Origin of the sequence: Nocardia sp. NPDC127526 (genome assembly GCF_042672265.1) — a bacterium.
GTDB lineage: Bacteria > Actinomycetota > Actinomycetes > Mycobacteriales > Mycobacteriaceae > Nocardia.
In genome coordinates, this window is the sequence record NZ_JBHXVO010000007.1 from 117,655 (window position 1) to 143,666 (window position 26,012).

Below are 26,012 nucleotides of genomic sequence, written 5' to 3' on the forward strand. Positions count from 1 at the left end.
GGCGTGTGTGACGACACAGCACGTCAGCGGGTGTGACGGCACAATACGTCGTAGGCCCGCACGGCGTCCTCGGGAAAGACCAGGATCCGGAACCGATCCCGGCTCTGCCGCCGGCGGCGGTCGCGTCCGGTGGTGGCCCGCACCCCGTAGGCGTGCAGCAGCTGCCGCACCGTGTGCGCGGCCGGTTCGTCGAACACCGTGGCCGCCGGAACCAGCAGACCGTATTCGCCCGCGCCCGGCTCCCGCCGCAACCAGCCCCTCATGCCTGTCTCCCGGTGTCCTGCTTGGTCTTCAGCATGTCGAGCTGCGCGCGCTCCTCGGCATGGTGCTGCGCCGCCAGTGCCTCCTGTTCGGCGGCCGGATCCGCGCGCAGGAAGCTGCCCGTTCCGGGTTGGCCCGCGGACCCGAGCCGGTTCATCTTCTTCGGCACCGCGGTCCCTTGGTACTCCAGGGGAATCGGATGGCCGTGCTCGTCCACCGGTCCCAGCGACTGGTGCACCTCGATGTACTCGCCGTGCGGGAGCCGCTTGATGATTCCGGTCTCGATGCCGTGCTCGAGGACCGCGCGATCGCTGCGCTGCAAGCCGATGCAGAAGCGGTAGGCCAGGAAGTAGGCCACCGGCGGCAGCACCAGCGCCCCGATGCGGAAGCCCCAGGTGGTGGCGTTGAGCGAGATGCTGAACTGCAGCGAGATGATGTCGTTGACGCAGGCCAGCGTGAGCACCAGGTACAGGGTGAGCGCCATCGCGCCGAGGGCGGTGCGCACAGGAACGTCGCGCGGCCGTTGCAGCAGATTGTGGTGCGCGGTGTCCTTGGTCAGGCGCTTCTCGATCCACGGGTAGATCACGATGACCGCCAGGAACAGGCCCATGAGCAGCGCCACCCAGGTCGACGCGGGCACGGTGTAGTTCCCGATGTAGATCTCCCACGGCGGCATGAGCCGGGCCAGGCCGTCGGTCCACATCATGTAGAAATCCGGCTGCGAACCGGCCGAGACCTGAGAGGGGTTGTAGGGACCCAGATTCCAGATGGGGTTGATCTGAAACAGCCCGCCCATGAGCGCGATGGTGCCCAGCGTGAAGGCGAAGAACGCGCCCTGATCCAGGGAGAACACCGGAACGATGCGCGCGCCCACCACATTCCGCTCGGTGCGCGCCGGTCCGGGGAACTGCGTGTGCTTCTGGTACCAGACCAGCCCGATGTGCGCCGCGATCAAGGCGAGCATGATGCCCGGGAACAGCAGCACATGGGTGATGTAGAGCCGCGGCAGGATGATGGTGCCCGGGAAGTCGCCGCCGAACATGAGCCAGTGCAGCCAGGTGCCGATCACCGGGATTCCCATGGTGATGCCGGAGAAGGCCGCGCGCAGACCGGTGCCGGAGAGCAGATCGTCGGGCAGCGAGTAGCCGAAGAATCCTTCGAACATGGCCAGGATGAGCAGCAGCGCGCCGAGCACCCAGGTGCCCTCGCGGGGTTTGCGGAACGCGCCGGTGAAGAAGATCCGCAGCATGTGCGCGATGATCGAGGCCGCGAACATGAGCGCGGCCCAGTGGTGCACCTGGCGCACGAACAGTCCGCCGCGCACTTCGAAGGAGATGTTCAGCGCCGTCTCGTAGGCGCGGGACATGGTCACCCCGCGCAGTGGCTGATACGCGCCCTGATAGACGACCTCACTCATGGACGGATCGAAATACAGCGTCAGGTACACCCCGGACAGCAGCAGGATGATGAAGCTGTAGAGCGCGATCTCCCCGAGCAGGAACGACCAGTGCGTCGGAAAGACCTTGTTGATGGATCGTTTGACACCGGCAGCCAGGTGATATCTCTGGTCGGTGGCGTCGGCCAGGGCCATCGTCATCCTCCTTGCGGATCGAGCGCAGGCGAAGACCTGCTGACCTCTAGACAATTCGGACCGATGAAACGTGACACCCGGTCCCGAACGATCGCCCTGATGTGAGAAACGGAACAGACGCGCGACCCATGTCCAGGATCGGTCTGAATCACGTTGGCGCTCATGTTGTACGGCCGAGCTGAGGAGCTGCGCCGCGTCGGCGCGCTGTTCGAGGCCGCCGCGTCCGGGCGCAGCGGGGCCATGGTGATCATCGGCGATACCGGTGAGGGCAAGACGGCGCTGCTGGACGCCGCCGCCGCGCTGCCGTCCGCGCCCGGGCAGATCTTGCGCTGCACCGGGGTGGAGTCGGAATCGGAGCTGCCCTTCGCCGGGCTGCAATCGCTGCTGCGCCCGGTGCTGGATCGGGTGGACGCGCTGCCCGACGCGCACCGGCAGGCGCTGCGCGCCGCGTTCGGCATGTCCGCCGAGGCCGCGGCCGACCGTTTCACGGTGGGGCTGGCGACCATCTCGCTGCTGGCCGAGCTCGCCGCGACCGGTGCGACGCTGTGCCTGATCGATGACGCGCAATGGCTGGACCGCTCCTCCGCCGATGCCCTGCGCTTCGCCGCGCACCGCCTCGGGGAGGAGTCGGCGGTGCTGCTGTTCGCGACGCGCCCGGAGATGACCGGCCTGGACCCGCGCCGGGTCGGCCCGGTGGTGCCGCAGTTGCGGCTGGCGCCGCTGAGCGCGGACGATTCCCGGGCGCTGCTGCGCGACCGTTTCCCGGAGCTGGCCCCGGAGGTGCGGGACCGGGTGCTGGCCGCGGCGGCCGGAAATCCGCTGGCCGTCGTGGAATTGCCGCGCATGGACCTGGAGTGCCGCCCGGTCGGCCCCATTCCGATTCCGGAGCGGCTGCGCTCGGGCTACGCGGAGCACATTGCCGCACAGCCGGATTCGGCGCGCTGGGCGCTGCTGGTCGCGGCCGCGGAGGAGACCGGGAATGTGGCGGTGGTGCGCGCGGCGCTGGCTCGCCTGGATCAGGGCGAGGAGGCGCTGACCGCGGCGGTGGACTCGGGCATGATCACGATCTCCGGGTCGTCGGTGGCGTTCCGGCATCCGCTCAAACGGGCCGCCGCCTATCAGCTCGCCCCGTTCACCCAGCGGCTCGCGGCGCACGCGGCCATTGCGGAGGCCCTCGGCGAGGACGATCCGGACCGCCGCGCCTGGCATCTGGCCTTCGCCACCCCGGTGCCGGAGGAAAGGGTCGCCGCCGCATTGGAAGCCGCGGCCGAGCGCGCCTATCACCGGGCCGCGTACGGCGCGGCCGCCTCCGCCATCGAGCGCGCCGCGCAGCTCACCCCGGACCGGTTCCGCCAGGCCCGCCGCCTGACCCGCGCCGCGGCCTCGCTGTTCGTGGCCGGGCGGCCGGAGCAGGCCATCGCCGTGGCCGATCGCATCGACACCACCGCCCTCGATACCGCCGATCGGGCGCGCCTGCGAAATCTGCGCGCCCACATCGCCTTCGAGAACGGCGCGCTCGCCACCGCCTACGAATTGTGGCTGGCCACCGCCGCGGACCTCGCCGAGACGGATCCCGAGCGCGCCGCCCTGGCGCTCATGGATGCCGCCCGCGCGGCGTGGACGGTCGGCGATCTGGCGGGTGCGCAGCTGGCGCACGAACGCATTTCCACACTGGCCCTTGATGATTCGTGGGCGCCACTGCTGGCGGCGGTGGAGGGCCCGAATCGGCTCTATGCCATGGAGCTGGACGCCGGGGTGCGGTTGATCCGCGGCGGCGTCGCCGCCGCGCGGGGCACCTCCGATCCCGCGGCCCGGTTCCTGCTGGCCCTGCTGTGCGCGCTGTCCGGCGATACCGAGGACGCCCTCGATCTGCTGACCGAGGTGGCCGCCGAGTACGGGCGGCTCGGCATGGTGGGCCGGCTGCCCGCCGTGCACGCCTCCCTCGCCACCATGCAGCTGCTGCTCGGCCATTTCCGGGAGGCGCGGGCCACCGGCCTGGAGGCGCTGCGGATCGCCGAGAGCACCGCGCAGCCGAATCGGGTGCGGCAGGCCGAATCCGTGCTCGCGGTGCTGGCCGCCCTGCGCGGTGACGAGGAGTGCTGCCGGACGCTGTCGGACCGGTTGCTGCGGCGGACCCGCCCGGATGTCAATACCGTCGACACCGCGCACGGCGAATGGGCGCTGCTGCTGCTGGATCTCGCGCAGGGCCGCTACGAGGCCGCGGTGCATCGCGGTGAGGCGCTGGGGTTCAGCCCGCACCGCCCGCTGGGCCAGTGGCCGCATCTGCTGGCGGATCGGGTGGAGGCCGCGCTGCGCCTGCGGGAGCCCGAGCGCGCGACCGAACCGCTGGATATCCTGCGCCGCTACACCGAGGCCGCCGGAAACCCGTGGATGCGCGGCCTGCTGCTGCGCTGTGAGGCCCAGCTCGCCGGTGACGCCGAACTCTTCGAGCAGGCGCTGAAGGTGCACGCCGGCGCGCACCGCCGCTTCGATCACGCCAGAACCGAACTGCTGTACGGCGAATGGCTGCGCCGCGAGCGCCGGCAGCTGGATGCCCGCACCCGGCTCGAGTCGGCGGCGGCCACCTTCGAATGCCTGGGCGCGCAGCCCTGGGCGGAGCGCGCGCGAGCCGAATTGCGTGCGGCGGGCGGTGATCCGCGCCGCCCGGCCGAGACGACGCCGGGACCGGATGGTGCCACGGGCCACTCGCCGACCGCACCCGGCGACCCGATGAACCTGCTCACACCGCAGGAACTCCAGGTGGTCCGCCTGGCCGCCGGGGGCGCGACCAATAACGAGATCGGCGCACAGCTGTGCCTGAGCCCGAAAACCGTGGGCCACCACCTGTATCGGGCCTTCCCCAAGCTGGGCGTCAAGAGCCGGGTCGAACTGGCCCGGCTCACGATCGGCGAGGTGGCCTGATGACCCAGGTCACAAGGGATTTCCGCGCCGCCGATCCGGGCCGCTAAGTTCGAACGATGCTGTACGGCCGGTTGGAGGAAGAGCGGCGGATCAGCAGTCTGATGTCCGGCGCCGCGGCGGGGCACAGTGGTGCGCTGGCGATCATCGCGGGTGCGGGTGAAGGGAAGTCGGCGCTGCTGGAGCGCGCGGCGGAGCTGGCGGACCCGGCGTGGCGGGTGCTGCGCTGCACGGGTGTGGAGTGCACGGCGGAACTGCCCTTCTCGGGGCTGCGGGAGTTGCTGGGCCCGGTCCTGCAGCACAAGGATGTCCTGCCGGAACCGCAGCGCCGGGCGCTGTGCGTCGCGCTCGGCATGGAGGAGACCGGCGAGCACGCCGAACGCTTCCTGATCGGCCTGGCGACGCTGACGCTGCTGTCGGAGTTCTCGGCGGAGGGCCCGGTGGTGTGCCTCGTCGACGACGCGCAGTGGCTGGATCAGCCCTCCGCCGACGCCCTGCTCTTCGCCGCCCGCCGCCTCGGCGACGAGGGCCTCGTCATACTGTTCGCGGGCCGCCCGGATTTCGAGGCGCCCGGGGTGCCGCGGCTGCAGCCCACCCCGCTGTCGCCCGAGGAGGCCAGAGCCCTGCTGGCGGAGCGGGTTCCGGAGCTGCCCATCGAACTGCGCGATCGGGTGGTGGCCGAATCGGCGGGCAATCCGCTGGCCCTGCTGGAACTGCCCGGCATGAATCTGGAGGCCCCGCCGGTGGGTCCGCTCGACCTGCCGGATCGGCTGCGGTCGGGCTATCAGGGCCATATCGCCGACCTGCCGGCAGCGGCCCGGCTGGCGCTGCTGGTGGCCGCGGCCGACGAAACCGGTGATCTGGGGCTGGTGCTGCGGGTGCTGGCCGCGCTCGGCCACGACGCGCGCGCCCTGGCCGAGGCCGAACGCGCCGCCATGCTGAGCGTTTCGGGGCAGCATGTGTGGTTCCGGCATCCGCTCATGCGCGCGGCCGCCTATCGCAGCGCCACCGACGCCCAGCGCCGCGCGGTGCACACCGCCATTGCCGACACCCTGCTCTTCGATCCGGACCGTCGCGCCTGGCATCGCGCCGCCGCGGCCACCGAACCGGATGAAACCGTCGCGGCCGCACTGGAATCCGCCGCCGAGCGGGCGGGCGAGCGCACCGGTCACGGCGCCGCCGCCAGCGCCTGGGAGCGCGCCGCGCAGCTCACCCCGGACCGGTCCGAGCGGGCGCGGCGACTGGTGCACGCCCTCGAGAACGCCGCTGCCGCCGGGCAGTACGCGCGCGCCCGGCGGCTGGCCGCCGAGGGCAGGCGGCTCGGCGAGCGGCTGGCCGCCGAGGACGGGCAGCACCGTGTCGAACGGCTGTACTGCGCCCGCACCTGCGCGGTGCTGGCGACGATCGAATTGGAGAACGGCGCACCGGAGGCGGCGCACCGGCTGCTGCTCGATGCCGCGGCGCTGGCGGCGCCGGAGGAACCCGATCGGGCCGCCGTCCTGCTGCTGGACGCGGGCCGGATCGCCTGGGCCATCGGCGATGTGGCCGGGTTCCGGACCGCGCTCACCGTGCTCTCCGGCCTGCCGCCCAGCACCGATCGCACCATCTATCTGCGGATCTTCGAGGCGACCACGGCCTTGTTCGCCGACGATCCGACCGCGGGGATCGCGCTGCTGCGGCGGAATGTGGCCCTGCCGGAGTACATCCGGCATCGCGAACCCGCGGTGCGGTTCGTCCTGGCCACCCAGGCCCTCGTGCTGGGCGATATGGATATCAGCCGGGAGATCCTCACCGAGCTCGAGGAGTACTGCCGGACCCGGGGGCGGCCGGGTTTCCTGGCGGCGGTCGAATTGTGGCTGGGCACGGTGGAATTCGTCAGCGGCCGGTTCCGGGAGGCGGAGATCCTCTCCACCGAGGGCCGCCGCCTGGCCGAGCATATCGATCAGCCGGTGCGCATCATGCACGCCGACGCCAATCTGGCCATGCTGGCCGCCGTCGCCGGTGACGACGAGCGGTGCCTGCGACTGGTCCGCGACGGACTCGCGCGGCCGGGGCACAGCCTGGTTCATCGACGCTACTTCGACTGGGCGCTCGGCATGCTGGACCTGGGCCGCAGGCGCTACGGTGCGGCGCTGGACCATCTGGAGGCGCTGGAGCATTCACCCGCCACCCGGCACGCGCAATGGCTGGCGGCCCATGCGGATCGGGTGGAGGCCGCCGTCCGCAACAATGAGCCCGGCCGCGCCGAGATGGCGCTGGCGGAGCTGCGGCTGTGGTCGGACGCGCTGGGCGAGCCGTGGGCCGAAGCGCTGCTGCTGCGCGCCACCGCCCTGCTCGAGAACGAGTCCGGCTCCTATGCGCGGGCCATGGAACTGCATGCCCGCCAAGGCCGTTGGTTCGACCGGGCGCGCACCGGCCTGCTCTACGGCGAGCAGCTGCGCCGGGAGCGGCGCACCGCCGACGCCCGCGCCGAGTTGCGGGACGCCCTGATCACCTTCGAGCGGCTGGGCGCGCACCTGTGGGCGGGCCGGGCGCGCGAGGAACTGCGGGCCGCGGGCGCGGTCCCGGAGACCCGGCCCGAACCGGCGGCGGCGCTCAGCCCGCAGGAGCTGCAGGTGGTGCGGCTGGCGGCGACCGGCGCGACCAACAAGGAGATCGCGGCCCGGCTGTTCCTCAGCCCGAAGACGGTGGGCCACCACCTGTCCCGGGCCTTCCGCAAGCTGGGCGTATCGAGCCGGGTGGAACTGCCGCGCCTCGAACTCGACTGAGGCGGGCCGCCTCCGGGCAGGCTAGGAGGCCAGCAGGCCGAGCAGGCCCGGCACCTTCCGATAGGTCCGCACCGGCCGCCGGCTGACGTACTCCTTGTAGCGCACGGCCCGCGAGCCGGTGAGCACGAACCGGCGGGGCCGGGCGTCCTGATGCACGTATTGGATCACCGCATCCCGGCGGCCGAGGCTGACCGGCTGGTGAAAGTACCCGAACCGGAACGGTTTCGGCTCCAGCCCGCGCAGCTCCCGCGCGATCTGGTCGGCGGCGTGCGCGCCCGCCGGCAGCGCGCTCTGGCAGGTGCCGTGCAGTTGGCCCCAGCGCTGCCGGATGGCGGCGGCGTCGCCGATCGCGTAGATGTCGGGATGGGTGCGCGCCCGCAGCGTGGGATCGACGGTGACCAGACCTCGCTCGTCCGTGCCGATTCCGGAGTCGGCCGCCAGCTCCGGCACCCGCACCCCGCCGGTCCACACGGTGACATCGGAGCCCAGCGGTTCGCCTCCGTCCAGTTCCACCGCGACCGGCGAGACCTTGGTGACGGAGCCGTCGTGCACCGTGATCCCCAGCCGGTCGAAGGCGGCCCGCACGTGCCCGCGCGCCCGCGGCCCGAGCGCGGCCGCCGGCTCGCCCCGGCTCACCAGCGAAACCCGCAGGTACGGATAGGCTTCCGCGATCTCGGCGGCCCCTTCCACCCCGGTGAGCCCGCCACCGCACACCGTCACCGTCGCGCCCGCCCCGAGTTCGCCGAGCCGGTGCGCCAGCCGTTCGGCTCGCTGCGGCGAGTCCAGCGTGTGCGCGTACCGTTCGGCGCCCGGCACCGCGCGCGTATCGGCGATGCTGCCCAAGGCGTAGACCAGCACGTCGTAGTCGAGGTGCCGCTTCTGGCCCAGGGTCTCCACCGCGATCATTCGCGTCTCGGTGTCGATGACGGTGGCCGTGCCGCAGATGAATTCGATCGCCGTGGGCTCGAGCAGGTCCTCGATCCGGTACTCCTCCGGCCGCCGCCCCGCCGCCAGCTGATGGGTCCGCAGCCGCTCGGTGAATCTCGGCGACGGATTCACCAGCGTGATGTGCACATCGTCGCGATGGCGCAGCCGGCGGTCCAGTCGCAGCGCACACATCATGCCCGCGTAACCGCCGCCGAGTACGACGATGTGGTGCTGAATCATGCGAAGAACGCTATGGACCCGGGCCCGGCCGGGGTATCGGGCATATGCCCCCATTTCTGGTGCCGGTGGTTCCCGGGTCCGTGGCCCGGCTCACCGGGAGCCGCGGTGGCTCAGTGCGCGAGGCCGAGCGCGACGGTGCCCGCGGCGGTGAGGAGGAAGAAGATCGGGAAGGCGATATTGTGCAGCACCCCGGTCTGGATGTGCCGCGCCACGGCGAGCACGTAGAACAGCGTGAATCCGGCCGCGGCCGCGATTCCCAGCGCGGGCCACCACAGCAGCCCGGCAATGATGCCGATCGATCCGGCGGCCTTGATGGTGGCGAGCAGCGGCAGCATCGGCCGCGGCACCCGCACCTCGTCCATATTCCGCAGCACGATCGGATGCTTGGCGTAGTTGGCCACGGCCTCGGCGGTATTGATCAGGATGGTGATCACGGCGACGAAGACATAAGCAACGAACATGACGATCTCTCGGTTGGCGTCCGGCGGTGGTCCCGCCCTCGATTCCAGCCTTGCCGACGTCGTCGGCCGCCTCCAATACCCGCTTGCATAACCAACGGTTATGAATCCGGCAGCAGATCCGCGAGGGCCTCGTCGAGGGTCGGATAGCGGAACCGGAATCCGGCCGGGCCCAATACCTCCGAGGTGGCGTGGCGGCCGGTCAGTCCGAGCGCCGGATCGGTGCGCAGGATTACCGCGCCGAGCGCCAGCACGGGCGCGGGGGTGGGCGGCGACCACGGCCGGTGCAGGCGGCGGCGCAATGCCGTCATGAGCTCCGCATTCCGGACCGGGAAATCGGTGGCGGCCACCACGATTCCGTTCGGCAGCGTGACGTGCGGATCCAGCCCCAGGGCGGCGCGCACGATGGCCAGCCAGTCCTCCGGGTGAATCCAGCTGACCCACTGACGGCCATTGCCCACGCTGCCGCCCAGGCCCGCTTTGGTGAGGGCGACCAGGCGCTTCATGGCGGGAGCGTCGGGGTCCAGCACGATCGAGGTGCGCAGGATGGTGCGATGCGTGGCATTCGCGCCCTCGAAAGCCGCTTCCCAGGGCTGCGCGACCCCGGTCATCTGCGGCAGGCCCGGCCGGGGCAGCGGAGTGCTCTCGGTGCAACGGATTTCACCGGCATCGCCCCAGATGGCGGTGGTGCTGGCCTGCACCCAGTAGTCGAGCGGACGGTCCAGCGTCTTGGCCGCCGCAACCAGTGCGGCGGTCGAATCGACCCGGCTGCTGCGCAACTCGGCGATATTGCGGTCGGTCGGCCGGCAGTCGACCAGCTTGCCCGCGAGGTTGATCAGCGCGGTGCGACCGGGATTGCGCAGCGCGGCAACCCAATCACCGACCGATTTGCCATCCCATTCGTACTGGTCGTAGGGCAGGGCGGGATCGATGCGGCGGGTGAGAATGCCGACCCGATGCCCACGGCGGGCGAGATCGGCGGCGAGAATCCGGCCCAGCGCGCCGGTGCCGCCCGCGATGACCACCGTGAGCGCGTCCTCGCCCGGCTGCGGCCCCTGGCCGGTCGTCGTTGCACGAGACATATGACCACGCTATTACCGCCGGACACGCAGGCAAAGGGTGGTCTCGATCGCAGTGGTTCTTGTCGCCGCCGACCACGGCGCTCCATAGTTAGGGTAGCCTCCGCTCACGCGCAGCAATGTCGTGCGAGCTATCCGAATTGTCGAGAGGGTCCGATTGTGACGGCGACCAGACGTCAAATACTGCGAGCCGGTGTGGGTTTGGGCGCTCTGCTGGCGCTCGCCGCCTGCTCCAAGGATTCCTCCGGCGGCGGCACGCTACGGGTCGGGGCGCTGGGGCGGGTCTCCAAGCTCGAACAGGATCCGCACGCCAATATCCCCAATGACAGCGACTTCCTGATCATCTCGCTGGTCTACGACGCACTGACGGTGCCCGGCGCCGATCCGAATGTGGCTGCGCGCCTGGCCTCTTCGTGGGAGTCCAATCCGGATCGGACGCGCTGGACCTTCACCCTCGCCGACGAGGCTCGTTTCCACGACGGGTCGCCGGTGACCGCGGACGATGTGGTGTGGTCGCTGCGGCGGCTGCGCGAGATCGGCGGCGAATCCAAGATGCCGGTGGCCAAGCCGGAGGACATCGCCGCGGACGGCGCGAACAAGGTCGTGCTGAGCCTGGCCGCGCCCAATACCCAGATTCCGCTGCTCACCCGGTTGATGACCTTCACCGTCAAACAGGGCACCACGGACTTCACCAGGGCGATCGGCACCGGTCCGTTCAAGCTCGAGTCCTACCGGCAGGGCAATGCCCGCCTGGTGCGCAATGACGATTGGCACGGGCCCGCGCCCAAGCTGGACGCCATCGAGGTGACGCTGTTCGAAAGCGTCGACGCGCTCTCCAACGCGGTCATCGGCGGGCAGATCGATCTGGCCTCCAATGTGGGCGCGATCGCGGGCCGCACCGCCGAGGGCCGCGGTGGGCTCCAGGTGGTCCGGCGTCCCAACGACACCGCGCTGTCGCTGGCCATGCGCACCGCCGACGGCCCGTTCGCCGATGCCCGGGTGCGCGAGGCGCTGCGGCTGGCGGTGGACCGCGACGCCCTGGTCACGCAGGTCTATTCCGGTTACGGCGAAGTCTCCAATGACATCATGGGCACCGGAGATCCCCGCTACGACAAGACAATTCCGCAGCGCAAACGCGATCTGGACCGGGCTCGCGCCCTGCTGGCGCAGGCCGGCTTCGACACCGGCCGCACCTACGAGCTGGTCACCAAGGCCGAGGCGCCCGGCGAGGTGGAGTCGGCCAAGCTCATTGCCGCACAGGCCCGCGAGGCCGGAATGCAGCTGGAAGTGGTTGTCCAGGAGTCGAATACGTTCTACGACCGCACCTGGTTGAACGCGCCGCTGTACACCGTGTCCTGGGGCACCAATGATTCCACGCTGTTCTACGCGTCCAAGCTCATGGTGTCCTCCAGCGGCCGCAATGAAACCGCCTTCCGCGACCCGGAATTCGATGCCGAGACCGCCGCCGCCCTGGCCGCGGGCAATGACGCGGACCTCACCGCCGCTTGCAAGGCCCTGCAGCGCATCCAGTACGACCGCGGCGGGTACCTGGTGTGGGGCATGGGCGACGGCATCGACGTGGCCTCCGCCCGCGTCCGTGATCTGCCCACGCTCGGCGGATTCGGCCGCATGCAGCTGGAACGGACCTGGTTGGCGTGATCGGGTTCGCGGGACTGGTGGCGCGGCGGCTGGCCTTGCTGGTCACGCTGCTGGCCCTGGTGTTCGCCGCGGTCGCCCTGCTCCCGGGCGACGCGGCCCGCGCCGCCCTCGGCCGCAATGCCGATCCGGAACTGCTCGCCGCCAAACGCCGCGAGCTCGGGCTGGATCGGCCGCTGCCGGCACGCTTCTGGGACTGGATCTCCGGTGTGGCGACCGGCGACTTCGGCGTCACCGCCACCGGGCGCTCGGTCAATGACCTGCTGGCAGCCGCCGCCCCCGCGACACTGCTGCTCGGCGGCATCGCCTTCACGCTCACCGTCATCGCCTCGCTCGCGGCCGGAATGGCGTGGGCGGCACGGCCTTCCGGCCTGCTCGCCCGCATTCTGCAACCGGTTACCACCACCGTGGTCGCCTTGCCGGAGTTCGTGCTCGCGGCCCTGCTCATCGCACTGTTCTCGCTGGCCACCGGGTGGCTGCCCGCGGTCACCGTGGTCGACTCCTCCGGCTATCCGGCCAGCGCCGACATGCTGATCCTGCCCGTGCTCGCCCTCGCCCTCCCCCAGATCGGCTGGAATGCCAGGGTGATTCGCAGCGCCCTGGCCGACGCCGAGCGCACTCCGCATGTGGAATACGCCCGGCTGGCGGGCCTGCCGCCGGCGCGAATCATGCTGCGCCACATCCTGCCCGTGGCGCTGCCCACCATCGCCGCCTCCTTCGCCACCAGTATCGGCATGCTGATCGGCGGCGCGCTGGTGGTCGAAACCCTGTTCAACTACCCGGGTCTGGGCGCGCTGCTGGCGGGTTCGGTGGGCGAACGCGATACCGCGGTGGCCGCCGCCGTCACCGCCATCGCCGGGGCGGTCATCATGCTGGTGCTGATCCTCGCCGATGCCATCCGCAGCTGGTCGGTGCGCGGGCTGCGCTCGTCCGATCCGGTCCGGTGGCTCGCCCGGCGACCAGTGGAGCAGGAGGTGCCGGTCCGATGATCCGGGATACGGTGCGGAACCGGCCGTGGCTGCGGGCGACGCCCGCGATGGCCGTGGCACTGCCCGCGCTCATCGGCCCGTTCGTAACGAGCCGGGATGTGGACGCGGCGGCAGGACTGCCGTTCGCCGAGCCGAATTCGGCGGCGTGGCTGGGCACGGACCGGCTGGGCCGAGATGTGTTCACCCAGCTGCTGCACGGCGGGTGGGGACTGATCGTGCTCGCGGGCGTGATCGCGATCCTGGTGGCCGGGCCGTCCAGCGTGCTGGGCGCGCTGGCGGCACTGCGGCCGCGCATCGGCGTGGTCGTCGAGCGCGGCGCCGATCTGGCCGTGCTCATGCCACCGGTCCTGGGCGTACTGCTGGTCATGCTGTCCTGGCCGGAGTCGGGGGTGTTCGGGCTGATCACCGTCGCCGTCCTGTTCGGAATCCCCTACTGCACTCGCGTTTTCGCGGCCGCAGCCGCCGGGGTGGCCGCCACCGGCTACGTCGAGGCCGCCCGGGTGAGCGGGGAATCGACCACGCACATAGTGTTCCGCGAAATGCTGCCGAACATGCGCGAACTCTGCTGGGCTCAACTGGGTTTGCGCTTCGTGACCGGCATGTACATCGCGGCCGCCGCCGCCTTCCTGCAACTGCCCGGCACGCTCGGCGCGGCCAACTGGGCGATCATGGTGCGCGAGAACGCCACCGGCATGCTGCTCAACCCCTGGGCAGTGCTGGCACCGAGCCTGGCCATCGCCGTGGTAGCGGTCGGCGTGAACATCTCCGCCAGCGCCTTCGGCCGCGCCGGACTGCCCGCAACCGGCCGGGAATCGGAGCCGCGCCCATGATCGAGATCACCGACCTCGCCGTCACCGCGCCCGGCGGAGGCACGCTCTTGCAACCGATTTCACTGTGCGCGCGTCCCGGCACGCTGACCGCGCTCACCGGGCCGTCCGGCTGCGGCAAGTCCACGCTGCTGCGCGCCTTGCTGGGCCACGTGCCCGCGGCGGCGGTCGTCTCGGGCTCGGTGCGTGTCGGCGACCACAGCCCGCTGACCCTGAACCCCCAGGCGCTGCGCACATTCCGGCGGCATCACATCACCTACACCGGTCAGGACCCGGCCGCCGCGCTCAACCCCACCATGCGGGTCCGCGCCCTGCTCACCGAATGCGCCGAACCGGCGCACGCCGAACAGGCCCTGGCCGCCGTCGAACTCCCCGATTCCTACCTGCGCCGCCGCCCCGTCGAACTCTCCGGTGGCGAGCAGCGCCGAGTCGCCCTGGCTCGCGCCCTGGCTCGCCGTACCCCCGTGCTCATCCTCGACGAACCCTTTGCGGGTTTGCACGGCCGCCTGCAACGCTCGATCGCGCGGCTGCTGCGCACCATGGTCACCGAGGACGGGACGACGCTCATCGTCTCGGGCCACCATCACGACATACTCCATGAGATCGCCGACGAGGTCCGTGCGCTCGGCTCGTCCACAGCGCCCTCGTCATCACCTTCGCCCTCGTCATCGCCCTCGCCCTCGTCATCGCCCTCGCCCTCGTCATCGCCCTCGTCATCGCCCTCGTCATTCCGGCGTGTTTTTGGCCGGAATCCGTATTCGCCCGAGGTGGATCCCGGCCAAGAGCACGCCGGGATGACCAGGGAAGCGGCCGAAGCAGTGCTGACCGTGACCGATCTACGGGTCAGCCGAGACCGCCGGGCAGTGCTGGAAGGCATCAACCTGGCCGTCGGAGCCGGGGAAGCGGTTGCCGTCGTCGGCCCCTCCGGTGCGGGGAAATCGACCTTGGCGCGCGCCATTGTCGGATTGCAGCGCACCGCGGGCGGATCCGTCGAGATAGCCGGGCGGGTGGGCTTCGTCCCGCAGGACAGCACGGGTTCGCTGAATCCCCGCCGCACGGTTGCCCAGACGCTGCGCAAGGCCCCGGATGTGGCCGCCGCGCTGCGGAGCGTCGAGCTGGATCCCGAACTCGCCCAGCGGTATCCGCACGAGCTGTCCGGTGGGCAGCGGCAGCGCGTGGCGCTCGCGCGCGCTCTCACCACGGATCCGGGGCTGCTGGTCTGCGATGAGATCACCTCGGCGCTGGATCCTGTCACCGCCGAGGCCATCATGGCGCTGCTCGACCGACTCCGCCGTGAGCAGGGGCTCGCGCTCCTGGTGATCAGCCACGACATGGGTCTGGTCGCGCGCTACTGCACCGGCATGTCCGTGCTGGAATCCGGCCGGATCGTCGAATCCGGTGCGGTGGCGGACCTTTTGGACGCCCCACAGCACGGTGCGACCCTGGCGCTGATCGGCTAGCGCTCGAGGTCGTATCCAACCCGGCGGGAATTAACGGAACTCCAGTGCCGTTAGTGCGTACATGAAGATTTCGAAGCACGCCGTCGCAGCCGCTGCCGTGGCAGCTTTCACCCTCGTCGCCGGGGCGGCCTACGCCATCGACGGCGGGCAACCCGCGAGCGGTCCCGCATGGTCGGCCGCCTGGTCCGCGGCGGCCCAGCGTCCGAGCGCCGGGTTCGGGCCGAACTGGTCGGAGGCGGGTTTCACCGATCAGACCCTGCGCCAGGTCGTGCGGGTCACCAATGGCGGCGACAGCGTGCGCATCAAGTTGTCCAACCGGTTCGGCGCGAGCCCGCTGGAGATCGCCGGAGCCACCGTCGCGGAGTCGAAGGAAGGCGCCGCCGTACATCCGGAATCGGTGCGGGCGTTGACCTTCGCCGACGACGCCACGGCGGTCATCCCCGCGGGCGGCGAAATCGCCAGCGACGCGGTCGGATTGCCGGTGGAGGCGCTGGATTCCGTGGCGGTGACCCTGTACCTGAAGGGCGCCACCGGACCGGCCACCTTCCACTCCCAGGCCTGGACCGACAGCTACCGGGCGACCGGCGACCACCTCTCCGATTCCGCGGCAACGGCTTTCACCGACCGCACCAATTCCTGGTACTACCTCACCGATGTCGAGGTCGCGGGCGTTGCCCCGCGCGACGACACCGTGGTGGCCTTCGGCGATTCGATTACCGATGGATTCGGCGCCACCCCGGGCGCGAATCGCCGCTGGCCCGATGCGCTGGCCGATCGGCTGGCGGCCGCGAACCGGCAGCGCGCGGTGCTGAACCTCGGGATCGGCGGCAATCTGGTGCTCAATGATTCCGCGTGGTACGGCGAACGTTCCACGGTCCGCTTCCAGCGCGATGTGCTCGACAAGCCGGGCGTGCGCACCGTCATCCTGCTCCAGGGCGTCAACGACATCGGATTCAGCGAGGCGCCGGGGCAGCCCACCTACCAGCCCGGGCCCGATCTGTCGGCAGAGCAGATCATCGCCGGCTACCGCACCCTGATCGCCCGGGCGCGGGCCGAGGGCGTCCGGGTCATCGGCGCGACCCTGCTGCCGTTGGCCGGTTCGGATCACTACAGCGCCCGCGCGGCCGCCAAGTGGCACGCCGTGAACGACTGGATCCGCACCTCCGGCGAGTACGACGCGGTGGTGGATTGGGCTGCGGCGCTGGCCGATCCGAGCAATCCCGAGGCCCTCGCGCCGGCCTATGACAGCGGAGATCACTTGCACCCCAATGACGCCGGATACCGGCTCATGGCCGAGACCATCGATTTGAATGCGCTGTGACCCAGTGATCACTCGGGCCACCGGTACGAATCCGTTCGTGCCGGTGGCCTTTCCTTACGCCCAGACATCCCCGAGGGGCGTCGTCACGCTCGGAGCGGGAGCCGGGATCGGCGGCGGCGTCCGCGAAAATCGCGGCGCGGGAGCGGGTTGCTGGATGCCGCCCACGTCGACCAGGGCGGTGCGCGCGGTCAGGTGTTCATCGGTGAGCGCTTCGCTGAAGGTGCGCACCGGCGTGACGCAGGCGTCCACGCCGTCGAAGAGTTCGGACCATTCCGCCTGGGTCTTGGCGGCGAAGCGCTCGGTGAACACCTTGCGCAGCACCTCCTGTCCGGCCCGATCATTCTGCTGCGGCAGGGTTTCCGGGTCCAGCTCGAGCACGCGCAGCAGTTCGGCGTAGAACTGCGGTTCGAACGCGCCGACGGCCATGTGCCTGCCGTCCGCGGTGGTATAGGTGTCGTACCAGGCCATTCCGGTGTCGAGCACATTGGTGCCGCGCTCATCGGACCACAGACCGAGCTGGTTGAGCGACACCATGGTGTGCGCCAGCGTCAGCACGCCGTCGACCATGGCCGCGTCCACCACCTGGCCCTGTCCGGAACGCTGCCGCTCCAGCAGCGCCGCCATGATGCCGAGCACCAGGAAGACCGATCCGCCGCCGTAATCGCCGAGCAGGTTGATGGGCGGCACCGGCCGTTCGCCCTTGCGGCCGATGCCGTTCAGCGCACCGGTGAGACCGATGTAGTTGATGTCGTGCCCGGCCCGCTGCGCGCGCGGTCCTTCCTGACCCCAACCGGTCATGCGGCCGTAGACCAGCCGTGGATTGCGCTCCAGCGCGATATCGGGGCCGAGGCCGAGGCGTTCGGCCACGCCCGGCCGATAGCCTTCGATCAGCACATCGGCCTTGCCGATCAGCGCCAGCACGGCCGCCACATCCGCGGGATTCTTCAGATCGGCCGTGGTGAGCGTGCGCCCGCGCAATTGCGCCTGGAAGGCCGTCGAATCCTTGGGCCGCTGCACCCGCACCACATCCGCGCCCAGGTCCGCCAGCATCATCGCGGCATGCGGACCGGGTCCGATGCTCGCCAGCTCGACGACCCGAATGCCTTCCAGCGGACCCCTGCTCGCGTTCACCCTGCAAACCCCCTGTCGGTTCTCGGTCGAATACCAGGAGTAGAACACGTTCTAAAACGTCGTGCCAGTCGAGCGTCGGTGAAGATCAGTACGCTCGGGACATGACCGATTCTCCATTGCCGAAGATCGGCGCACCCGCCACCCGCGCGCTCAATGCGGCCGGATACCGGCATCTCGAACAGCTGGCCGGCGTCCCGGAGAGCGAGCTCCTGGCGCTGCACGGCGTGGGACCCAAGGCCGTACGCATCTTGAAGGAGACCCTGTCGGCCCAGGGCTTGGACCTGGGCTGACAAGCATTTCCGGGCTTCAGGCGACGTAGCCGCGTTCCAGGATGGCCGCGGTGTCGACGCCGGTGGGCAGGGTGCCGAAGGCGATGCCCCAGTCACCGCCGAACCGGGTGGCGCAGAAGGCATCCGCCACCGCCGGGTGACCGTGGCGGACCAGCTGTGAACCCTGCAGCACGAGCGCCATCAGCTCGACCACACGCCGGGCGCGGTATTCGATCTCGCCGAGATCGGTGAGCTCCTTGCCGATCCGGTCGATGGCGGCGTCCAGGTGACTGTTCGCGCCGCGGGCCAGGGACACCTCGGCGAAGAATGCCTCGACGGTCTCGGGCTGACGGCCCATGGCGCGCAAGGCATCCAGCGCCGCCACATTGCCCGACCCCTCCCAAATGGACATGAGCGGGGCCTCCCGGTACAGCCGCGGCATACCGGATTCCTCCACATATCCATTGCCGCCCAGGCATTCCAGGGCTTCGGCGGCATGGGCGGGGGCGCGCTTGCAGACCCAGTACTTGGTGACCGCCAGCGCGATGCGCCGGAAGTTCGCCTCGGCCGCATCGGTGGCGGCGCGATCGGTGGCGCCGGCCAGCCGCATCATGACGGTGGTGGCGGCATCGGATTCGATCACCAGATCGGCCAGCACATTGCGCATGGCGGGTTGATCGATGAGGTTGGCGCCGAATGCCTTCCGGTGCCGGGCGTGATGCACCGCGTGCACCACGCCGGCGCGCATGCCGGTGGCGGAGCCGATCACGCAGTCCAGGCGGGTCATATTGACCATCTCGATAATGGTCTTCACGCCCGCGCCCTCCGCGCCGACCAGCCAGCCGACCGCGTTCTCGTACTCGATCTCCGAGGAGGCATTGGACTTGTTGCCCAGCTTGTCCTTGAGCCGTTGCAGGCGAAGGGGATTGCGGCTGCCGTCGGGCAGCACGCGCGGCAGCAGGAAGCAGGACAGGCCGCCCGGGGCCTGCGCGAGGGTCAGGAACATATCCGACATGGGCGCGGAGGTGAACCACTTGTGGCCCACGATCCGGTACGTGCCATCGGATTGCGGTGTGGCCGTGGTGGTATTGGCGCGGACGTCGGAGCCGCCCTGTTTCTCGGTCATGGACATGCCGGCGATGAGACCGGCCTTGGTGGACGGTTCGCGCAGCCCGTAGTCGTAGACGCGGGAGGCCAGCAGCGGTTCGTATTTCGCGGCCAGTTCCGGATTGTGGCGCAGGGCGGGCACCACCGCGTAGGTCATGGAGATCGGGCACATGTGACCGGCATCGGCCAGCCCCCAGGTGTAGAACTTGGCGGCGCGGGCGACATGCGCACCGGGCCGGTCGTCCTGCCACGGCGAACCGTGCAGGCCGTGGCGCACGGCCACTTCCATCAGATCGTGCCAGTGCGGGTGGAACTCCACCTCGTCGACGCGATGGCCGTAGCGGTCGTGGGTGATGAGCTTCGGCGGGTAGTCGTTGGCCAGCCGCCCCCACTCCTGCGCCCGTGCGCCGCCGGCCAGGGCGCCGAGTTCGCGCACCTCGGCCTCGGCCCAGCCCGCGCCCTCCCGGTGCAGGCCCTCCAGGAGCGCGGGATTGCGGGAATTGTCGAAGGGGACGATGTACGGCACCTGATTGAACACGTCGTGGGTGTGCATGGGGACTCCTATTTCTGAGGTACGCCGAGTGCGCGCAGGGCGAAGGCGACGAGTTCGGGCACCACCGATTCGCTGTCCACCTGTTCGGCGAGCGGGCCGACCAGCACCTCGCCGATGGCGCCGACCAGGGCGGTGGCGCTGGTGCGCGGATCCTGCGGCGGCAGTTGACCATTGGCGACGCCGTCGGCGATGGCGGATTCGAAGGTCTCGGCGAAGGCCCGGCGGAAGCGCAGGCGTTCGGTGTCGACGGCGGTGTCCACGGGTTCGGCCAGCAGCACGTAGGCGAGCTTCGGATTCTTGAGGGCACGGCCGGCGAAGGTCTCCACGGCGGCCGTAACCCGTTCCACCACACCGCGTTCGGCGGCGGCGGACGCATCGGCGGTGACGCCGCCCGCCACGGCCACCGCCTCCACTTCGCGAGTGACGACCTCGCGGAACACCGCGGTCACCAGTTCGGACTTGCCGCTGAAGTTCTTGTAGACGGTGCCGGTGGCCACGCCCGCCTCCGCGGCGACGGCGGCCATGGACAGTCCGGCGAACCCGTCCCGGGAGAGCACGGTCATCGCCGCCCGCACGATCGCGCCCGCCTGGGCGTCGAGGCGGGCCTGGACAGCAGGGGTTCTGCGGTAGGCCACGCAAGAAGTGAACCATGAATTCATTTCTTGACGCAATGACGGATTTACGGCGTATGGTCGGGGTCGTGAGCGTACGAGTCGAACGCAACGGCCCCGTGACCACCGTGATCCTGCACCGTCCGGAGGCCCGCAATGCGGTCGACGGACCCACCGCCGCGGCCCTGGCCGAGGCCTTCCGCGAGTTCGACGCCGACCCCGCCGCCTCCGTCGCGGTGCTGTGGGGCGAGGGCGGCACCTTCTGCGCCGGCGCGGACCTGAAATCGCTCGGCACCGAGCGCTCGAATCAGGTCACCGAGGACGGCGACGGGCCGATGGGCCCCACCCGCATGGTGCTGTCCAAACCCGTCATCGCCGCCGTCTCCGGTTATGCCGTGGCGGGCGGCCTGGAGCTGGCGCTGTGGTGCGATATGCGAATCGCCGAGCAGGACAGCACCTTCGGCGTCTTCTGCCGCCGCTGGGGCGTGCCGCTCATCGATGGCGGCACCGTGCGCCTGCCCCGCATCATCGGCACCGGCCGCGCCATGGATCTCATTCTCACCGGCCGCGCCGTGGGCGCCACCGAGGCGCTCCAGATCGGCCTCGTCAACCGCGTCGTCCCGGCCGGCGAATCCCGCCGCGCCGCCGAGGAACTCGCCGCCGAGCTGTCCGCCCTCCCGCAGACCTGCCTGCGCTCCGACCGCATGTCGCTGCTGGAACAGGACGGCCTGGACGAACCCGCCGCGATCGCCAATGAACTGAAGCACGGCGTCAAGGCGCTGATGGACGGGGCGCTGGACGGCGCGCAGCGCTTCGCTTCCGGCGCGGGCCGCCACGGCCGCCCGGCCTGACGACAGGCGGCGCAGTACGCTGCCCCTCTGATGAATCGGCTGAGCGTGGTGGACGAGATCTTCCTGCGGGCGCATCGGGGCATGGGCACCCCGATCGCCCTGCAGGGGCTGTGGCGTACCGCCGATCCGCTCGACGAGAAGCTCTTGCGGGGCATTCACAACCGGCTGCGCATCGGACCGCTGGGCCGCCGTGTCGTGCGCACGCGGGTGCCCGGCGCCCGCCCGCGCTGGCGGCACAACACCCAGGCGCATCCGCTGCTGGTCGCCGAGCAGCCGATTGCCCCTGCCGCACTGCTGGATTGGGCCGACGGCCAGGCCGGGGATCTCGATCCGGAGTTCGGTCCGGGCTGGCGGCTGTCCGCCGCCGCCCTCGCCGACGGCGGCTGCCTGCTCTCGCTGACCTGCTCGCACGCCCTGGCCGACGGCCGCGCCCTGGCGCTCGCCGTCGATCACGCCCTGGCCGGGACCCCCCTCGCGGCGCCCGTTGCCGGACACTCGGATTGGGCCGATGCCCGCCGCCAGTGGGCCACCGTCCTGGGCGGCACCGCCCGCGCGCTGCGCAATGGCATCCCTTCCCGCCCAACCCCTTCCGCCCCTCGCACGGTAACGCTCCCCGCCGCCACCGATATCCCGCCCCCGCTCACCACCAGCGCCATCCTCCAGATCCCCGCCCGCTCGTGGACGCGCGTGGCGGTGGCCCACGGCGGCACCGCCAACAGCCTGTTCATCCACTTGGTGGCGAACATGCTGTGGGACAGCGGCTTCCGCTCCCCCGCCATCGCCGCCAGCCTCCCCGTCGACACCCGCGACGAACCCCGCGTCGACAACGACATGTCCATGACCGAAATCGCCGTCACCCGCGACGACACCCCCGCCACCATCCGCCAGAAGGCCCGTGCGGCCTACGAACACCGCATGACCAGCCCCGGCGGCATCCCCGAAGAACTCCTCCAGGTCATCCCCGACCGCTGGGCACACACCCTCTCCAAGGGCGCCGGCGAACGAGACATCCTGTGCTCCAATATCGGAACCCTCCCCGACTCCCTGCTGTCCCTGGGCCCGCACCCCTGCACCGGCGTAGCAGCCCGCGCCCTGCACCCCGGCCTCCGCCCCGACGCCCTCCCCCGAACCCGCCTGTCCGCCTACCTGACCCGCATAGCCGACATCTACACCCTCTCCCTGGTCGGCCTCGATCCGGACGCCATCCCCACCCACACCGCCCTGACCACCCTCGCCCGCAACGCCCTCAACACCTACGAACTCCCCGTCACCAGCTGGTGACGGGGAGTTCGCGGGCAATCGGTCACCGCACTACGACAGGTTCGGCGTAGCGGGCACGGACGTGCTCGGGGATTTCGATGCCCGGCTCCAGATCGGCGGACGAGATCGCCGGGTCGAAGACCTGGCGAATGGGCAGGACCCCCGCCCACACGCCGCCGGCCTCGATATCCGCGGCATCGTCGCGCGGCCCGCCGGTGCGCATCTTCACCGAGGCCTCGGTCAGGTCGATGGCCAGGACCATGGTGGCGGCCATTTCCTTCTTGTTCGGCGACCGCACCACATCCCAGGAGCCGGGCGCCACATGCTCGACGATGACGCGCAGGGCGTGCATGCGGGTCTCCGGATCGGTGACTTCCACTGGGCGGGCGTGGATTACGGCCGAGCGGTAGTTCATGGAGAAGTGCATGGCGGAGCGGGCGTAGACGAGACCGTCGACATGAGTGACGGATACCGACACCTCGCCGCGCATGGCGGCGCGCAGGTTTCCGGCGCCGGTGGAACCGTGCAGGTACAAAGTGTCGCCGTCGCGGCCGTAGGTGGTCGGAATGACGACCGGGCTGCCGCCGAGGACCACGCCGAGATGGCAGAGCAGGCCCGCGTCGAGGACGGCGTCGAGGGCGGCGCGATCGATCACGCCGCGCTCCTTCGAGCGGGTCAAGGTACTGCGTGGAGTGGAGGACAAGGGGGTCCGGGTCGGGGTTGGCTCGGTCATGAAACCAGCATCGCGCGGCGAATGGTCTTCTCAAATAGCCAATTCTCGATAAGAATGAAAGACCACTTGAGGGAGGGGACAGATGTTCAATCGGCTTGCCGTTGCCGCGCTGAGCGCCGCCGCAGTGCTCACCACCGGTACGGGTGTAACCGCCGCCGCGCCCATCGGCGTTACCGTGCTACCGCGACCGGCCGGCGAATTACCGGTGGGGACAACAACTTTGCACCTGGTCGATCATGGGAGAGCGGATCCCTTCCAGCCGGATCGCGCACGTGAGCTGATGGTGTCGGTGTTCTATCCGGCCACCGGCACCGAGCAGTCGTCGCGGGCTCGGTACCTGTCCACGCAGCTGATTCCGGATCTCGAGAAACAGATCGGATTCCAGGCGCCCGGGTTGTTCACCAACTCGTATACGGATGCACCCGCCCTCGCCGGGGCGAGCTATCCGGTGATTCTCTACTCGCCGGGGGCTGGAGTCACCCGGTTGCTGGGCACCGGGCTGGCGGAGGAACTCGCCAGTCGCGGATACGTGGTGGTGACCGTGGACCCCACCTACGAGGCCCCGGTGGTGGAGTTTCCGGGCGGACGGCTGGTGCGGAGCAAACCCTTCCCCGCCTTCACCCCGGAGGTCCGGCAGCAGTACACCGACGCCCGGCTCGGTGATTTCCGGTTCGTCCTGGACTCGCTGACGCGGCTGGCGAGCGGCGCGAATCCCGACGCCGGGAACCGGGCGCTGCCGAATGGCCTCGGCACGGCGCTCGATCTGGAACACATTGGCGCGGTGGGGCATTCGCTGGGCGGGTACATCGCGGTCGAAGCCATGCACGACGATGAGCGGATCGACGCCGCGGTCGATCTCGACGGGCAGATCGGGGTCGACGAGAACTTCGGGCGATCGGTCACCGAGGGCACCCGGGAGCCGGTGCTGGTGATGACCAGCGCGCAGATCGAAGAGGCCGGAGACGGCAATCCGTCGCTGGATGCGTTCTGGCGCAACAGCACCGGGTGGAAACGTCATCTGGTGCTCAATGACGCCGCGCACTACGACTTCACCGATATGCCTTTGCTGGTTCCCGCCGTGGCCCGCTCGGCGGCGGCGAAGTACATCGGCGCGATTCCCGCCGAGCGCGGGTCGAGTCTGGTGCGGACCTATGTGGCCGCGATGTTCGACAAGTTCCTGCGCGATCGCACGGATACGGTGCTCGATCGGCCGGTCGGGGATCCGGAGATCACCGTGCTGAAGTAGTTCACGGGCGTGGCATCCTGATGTGATCGGATTTCGGGACGATCAGGAGGCCACTGTATGGGCGCGGCCGGTAAGCGGGCGGTGGCGGTCGATGATCTGCCGTTGACCGTGGACCGGGAGGCAGAGACGCCGCTCGCGGTGCAGGTGGCGGATGGGTTGCGCGGTGCGGCGGCCACGGGGGCATTGCGGGCCGGGGATCGGCTGCCGTCCTCGCGGGAGCTGGCGGCACGGCTGCGGGTGAGCAGGACGGTGGTGACGGCGGCCTATGACCAGTTGCATGCCGAGGGGTGGTTGAGCGGGCGGCACGGGTCGGGCACGTTTCTGACGGCCGCGCCGCAGCCGGTGGCGGCGCCCGCTGCTGCCGGGCTGCGTTCGAACCCCATGGCCGGGCTGCTCGATCTGGGGTCGGGAGCGCCGAATATCGAGACCCTCGACCGGGCCGCGTGGCGGCGGGCGTGGCGGGTCGCCTCCGATCGCCCGCCCTTGATCCGGCGGGATCGGGCCGGGGAACCCGAATTCCGGGAGGCCGTGGTGGAGCATCTGCTGCGGCATCGCGGGTTGGGGGCGGGGAGCGGGACGGCCGTGCTCGCCACTGCCGGAACCAGTTCCGCCGTAGCGGAACTCGCGGCCGCGCTGTGGCGGCCGGGTGATGTGGTCGCCATGGAGGATCCCGGATATCAGCGGGCGGCCGGGGCGTTCCGGGCGGCGGGAGTGCGACTGGTGCCGGTGCCCTGCGATGCGGAGGGGCTGCGGGTCGACCTGCTGCCGCCGACGGCCAAAGCGGTGTATTGCACTCCCGCGCATCAGTTTCCGCTCGGCGCGCGGATGCCCGCGGCCCGGCGGGTCGAGTTGATCGAATTCGCGCGCCGCACCGGCGCACTCGTCATCGAGGACGACTATGACGGCGAATTGCGGTACGACACCGCGCCTTTGCCGCTGCTGGCCACGCTCGCGCCGGATCTGGTGGTGCATCTGGGCACCACCAGCAAGATCCTGACCCCGACCCTCGGCGTGGGCTGGCTGGTCGCCGCCCCGGCGGTCACGGACGCGGTGCTCGACTATCGCGAACTCACCGGCACCAGTCCCGCGCCGGCCGGGCAGCAGGTGGTGGCCGAGCTGGCCCGGCACGGTGATCTGTCCCGGCATCTGCGCCGCCTGCGCCGGGAGATGCCGGCGCGCCGCGCCCTGGTCGTCGGCGAACTGCGGGGCCGCGGACTCGATGTGATCGGCGACGACGCCGGATCGCATATCGCCGTGCCGCTGCCCGCACAGCGGCACGAGGACCGGGCCATCGCGCTGGCCCGCGAGTACGGCGTCTACCTGGACGGTCTGGGCCGCCATCACATCGGCCCGCGACACACCTTCGGCATCGCCCTGGGTTACGCCGCCCTGCCCGGGGCGGAGCTGCCGCATGCCGTCCGGTTGGCCGGGGATGCGCTGCGCAGGGTCGTAGACTCGACCGCATGAGCGAACAGGACATTCTCGCGCGCATCAAGACCTTGGTCGATCAAGAGCACGAGCTGCGCGCCAAGACCATCCAGGGCGAGCTCGACCCGGAGACCGAACGGCGTCAGCTGGCCGAGCTCGAGGTCATGCTGGACCAATGCTGGGATCTGCTGCGCCAGCGCCGCGCCCGCATGGATCAGGGCCGCAATCCGGACGAGGCCCAGCCGAATACCGCCCGGCAGGTCGAGGGCTACCTGCAGTAGTTCTGCGCCATCGACTGCTGGCAGCCGCCTGCACTACCCTTTGTGA

The 26,012-nt window shown here is 70.4% G+C and carries 22 protein-coding genes; 13 read left to right on the forward strand and 9 right to left on the reverse strand.

Annotated elements, in window-relative coordinates; genetic code table 11:
• Positions 1-23 precede the first annotated feature (23 nt).
• On the reverse strand, positions 24-263 hold the full coding sequence (locus ACFVIV_RS15460) for a hypothetical protein (RefSeq protein ID WP_379196596.1): 240 nt from the start codon (positions 261-263) through the stop codon (positions 24-26).
• Positions 260-1,852 carry a cytochrome bc complex cytochrome b subunit gene (locus ACFVIV_RS15465; protein ID WP_379196598.1) on the reverse strand — a complete coding sequence of 531 codons (1,593 nt, stop codon included), beginning with the start codon at positions 1,850-1,852 and terminating at the stop codon, positions 260-262. The genes ACFVIV_RS15460 and ACFVIV_RS15465 overlap by 4 nt, the downstream gene beginning before the upstream one ends.
• 162 nt (positions 1,853-2,014) lie before the next feature.
• Here ACFVIV_RS15465 and ACFVIV_RS15470 point away from each other — a divergent pair, with 162 nt between their 5' ends.
• Entirely contained in the window at positions 2,015-4,774 is a 2,760-nt protein-coding gene (locus ACFVIV_RS15470) for an AAA family ATPase (protein WP_379196600.1), read from the forward strand.
• A 56-nt stretch (positions 4,775-4,830) separates the two neighbouring features.
• Positions 4,831-7,539 carry a LuxR C-terminal-related transcriptional regulator gene (locus ACFVIV_RS15475; RefSeq protein ID WP_379196602.1) on the forward strand — a complete coding sequence of 903 codons (2,709 nt, stop codon included), beginning with the start codon at positions 4,831-4,833 and terminating at the stop codon, positions 7,537-7,539.
• Between the two features lie 21 nt (positions 7,540-7,560).
• Here ACFVIV_RS15475 and ACFVIV_RS15480 read toward each other — a convergent pair whose 3' ends face one another.
• The 3 genes from ACFVIV_RS15480 to ACFVIV_RS15490 all read right to left on the reverse strand — a co-directional run bounded on the left by ACFVIV_RS15480 (position 7,561) and on the right by ACFVIV_RS15490 (position 10,246).
• On the reverse strand, positions 7,561-8,706 hold the full coding sequence (locus ACFVIV_RS15480; protein ID WP_379196604.1) for an NAD(P)/FAD-dependent oxidoreductase: 1,146 nt from the start codon (positions 8,704-8,706) through the stop codon (positions 7,561-7,563).
• A gap of 110 nt (positions 8,707-8,816) precedes the next feature.
• A complete protein-coding gene (locus tag ACFVIV_RS15485; RefSeq protein WP_379196606.1) occupies positions 8,817-9,167 on the reverse strand; it encodes a DoxX family protein in 351 nt (116 codons plus the stop codon).
• A 98-nt stretch (positions 9,168-9,265) separates the two neighbouring features.
• A complete protein-coding gene (locus tag ACFVIV_RS15490) occupies positions 9,266-10,246 on the reverse strand; it encodes an epimerase (protein ID WP_379196607.1) in 981 nt (326 codons plus the stop codon).
• Between the two features lie 192 nt (positions 10,247-10,438).
• Here ACFVIV_RS15490 and ACFVIV_RS15495 point away from each other — a divergent pair, with 192 nt between their 5' ends.
• From ACFVIV_RS15495 to ACFVIV_RS15515, 5 genes are all read left to right on the forward strand, one after another.
• The gene (locus ACFVIV_RS15495) at positions 10,439-11,902 is read left to right on the forward strand and encodes an ABC transporter substrate-binding protein (protein ID WP_379196609.1); all 1,464 of its coding nucleotides are present in this window, start codon (positions 10,439-10,441) and stop codon (positions 11,900-11,902) included.
• Entirely contained in the window at positions 11,899-12,888 is a 990-nt protein-coding gene (locus ACFVIV_RS15500) for an ABC transporter permease (RefSeq protein ID WP_379196611.1), read from the forward strand. The genes ACFVIV_RS15495 and ACFVIV_RS15500 overlap by 4 nt, the downstream gene beginning before the upstream one ends.
• Positions 12,885-13,718 carry an ABC transporter permease gene (locus tag ACFVIV_RS15505; RefSeq protein ID WP_379196613.1) on the forward strand — a complete coding sequence of 278 codons (834 nt, stop codon included), beginning with the start codon at positions 12,885-12,887 and terminating at the stop codon, positions 13,716-13,718. The genes ACFVIV_RS15500 and ACFVIV_RS15505 overlap by 4 nt, the downstream gene beginning before the upstream one ends.
• Positions 13,715-15,175 carry an ABC transporter ATP-binding protein gene (locus ACFVIV_RS15510; RefSeq protein ID WP_379196615.1) on the forward strand — a complete coding sequence of 487 codons (1,461 nt, stop codon included), beginning with the start codon at positions 13,715-13,717 and terminating at the stop codon, positions 15,173-15,175. Before ACFVIV_RS15505 ends, ACFVIV_RS15510 begins: the two co-directional genes overlap by 4 nt.
• A gap of 61 nt (positions 15,176-15,236) precedes the next feature.
• Entirely contained in the window at positions 15,237-16,496 is a 1,260-nt protein-coding gene (locus ACFVIV_RS15515; RefSeq protein WP_379196617.1) for an SGNH/GDSL hydrolase family protein, read from the forward strand.
• A gap of 54 nt (positions 16,497-16,550) precedes the next feature.
• Here ACFVIV_RS15515 and ACFVIV_RS15520 read toward each other — a convergent pair whose 3' ends face one another.
• Complete coding sequence (locus tag ACFVIV_RS15520) at positions 16,551-17,627, reverse strand: CaiB/BaiF CoA transferase family protein (RefSeq protein WP_379196619.1); 1,077 nt, start codon at positions 17,625-17,627, stop codon at positions 16,551-16,553.
• A gap of 101 nt (positions 17,628-17,728) precedes the next feature.
• Here ACFVIV_RS15520 and ACFVIV_RS15525 point away from each other — a divergent pair, with 101 nt between their 5' ends.
• Entirely contained in the window at positions 17,729-17,917 is a 189-nt protein-coding gene (locus tag ACFVIV_RS15525; protein WP_379196621.1) for a DNA-binding protein, read from the forward strand.
• 16 nt (positions 17,918-17,933) lie between these two features.
• Here the strand turns inward: ACFVIV_RS15525 and ACFVIV_RS15530 are convergent, their stop codons facing one another.
• Complete coding sequence (locus ACFVIV_RS15530) at positions 17,934-19,556, reverse strand: acyl-CoA dehydrogenase family protein (RefSeq protein WP_379196623.1); 1,623 nt, start codon at positions 19,554-19,556, stop codon at positions 17,934-17,936.
• Between the two features lie 8 nt (positions 19,557-19,564).
• Complete coding sequence (locus ACFVIV_RS15535; RefSeq protein ID WP_379196625.1) at positions 19,565-20,191, reverse strand: TetR/AcrR family transcriptional regulator; 627 nt, start codon at positions 20,189-20,191, stop codon at positions 19,565-19,567.
• Positions 20,192-20,244: 53 nt separating this feature from the next.
• Between ACFVIV_RS15535 and ACFVIV_RS15540 the strand changes: the two genes are divergently transcribed.
• Both ACFVIV_RS15540 and ACFVIV_RS15545 read left to right on the forward strand, forming a co-directional pair.
• On the forward strand, positions 20,245-21,018 hold the full coding sequence (locus tag ACFVIV_RS15540; RefSeq protein ID WP_379196627.1) for a crotonase/enoyl-CoA hydratase family protein: 774 nt from the start codon (positions 20,245-20,247) through the stop codon (positions 21,016-21,018).
• 30 nt (positions 21,019-21,048) lie between these two features.
• Positions 21,049-22,299, forward strand: a complete 1,251-nt coding sequence (locus ACFVIV_RS15545) for a hypothetical protein (protein WP_379196629.1) — start codon at positions 21,049-21,051, stop codon at positions 22,297-22,299.
• Between the two features lie 22 nt (positions 22,300-22,321).
• On the opposite strand, the gene ACFVIV_RS15550 is transcribed toward ACFVIV_RS15545, so the two are convergent.
• Positions 22,322-23,011 (reverse strand): pyridoxamine 5'-phosphate oxidase family protein, encoded by a 690-nt coding sequence (locus tag ACFVIV_RS15550; protein WP_379196631.1) that lies wholly within the window; start codon positions 23,009-23,011, stop codon positions 22,322-22,324.
• 82 nt (positions 23,012-23,093) lie between these two features.
• On the opposite strand from ACFVIV_RS15550, the gene ACFVIV_RS15555 reads away from it, so the two are divergent.
• The 3 genes from ACFVIV_RS15555 to ACFVIV_RS15565 are packed head-to-tail and all read left to right on the forward strand — an operon-like array spanning position 23,094 to position 25,966.
• Positions 23,094-24,257 (forward strand): alpha/beta hydrolase family protein, encoded by a 1,164-nt coding sequence (locus tag ACFVIV_RS15555; protein ID WP_379196633.1) that lies wholly within the window; start codon positions 23,094-23,096, stop codon positions 24,255-24,257.
• Positions 24,258-24,314: 57 nt separating this feature from the next.
• Positions 24,315-25,724 carry a PLP-dependent aminotransferase family protein gene (locus ACFVIV_RS15560; RefSeq protein WP_379196635.1) on the forward strand — a complete coding sequence of 470 codons (1,410 nt, stop codon included), beginning with the start codon at positions 24,315-24,317 and terminating at the stop codon, positions 25,722-25,724.
• Entirely contained in the window at positions 25,721-25,966 is a 246-nt protein-coding gene (locus ACFVIV_RS15565; protein WP_379196637.1) for a DUF2630 family protein, read from the forward strand. Before ACFVIV_RS15560 ends, ACFVIV_RS15565 begins: the two co-directional genes overlap by 4 nt.
• Positions 25,967-26,012 lie beyond the last annotated feature (46 nt).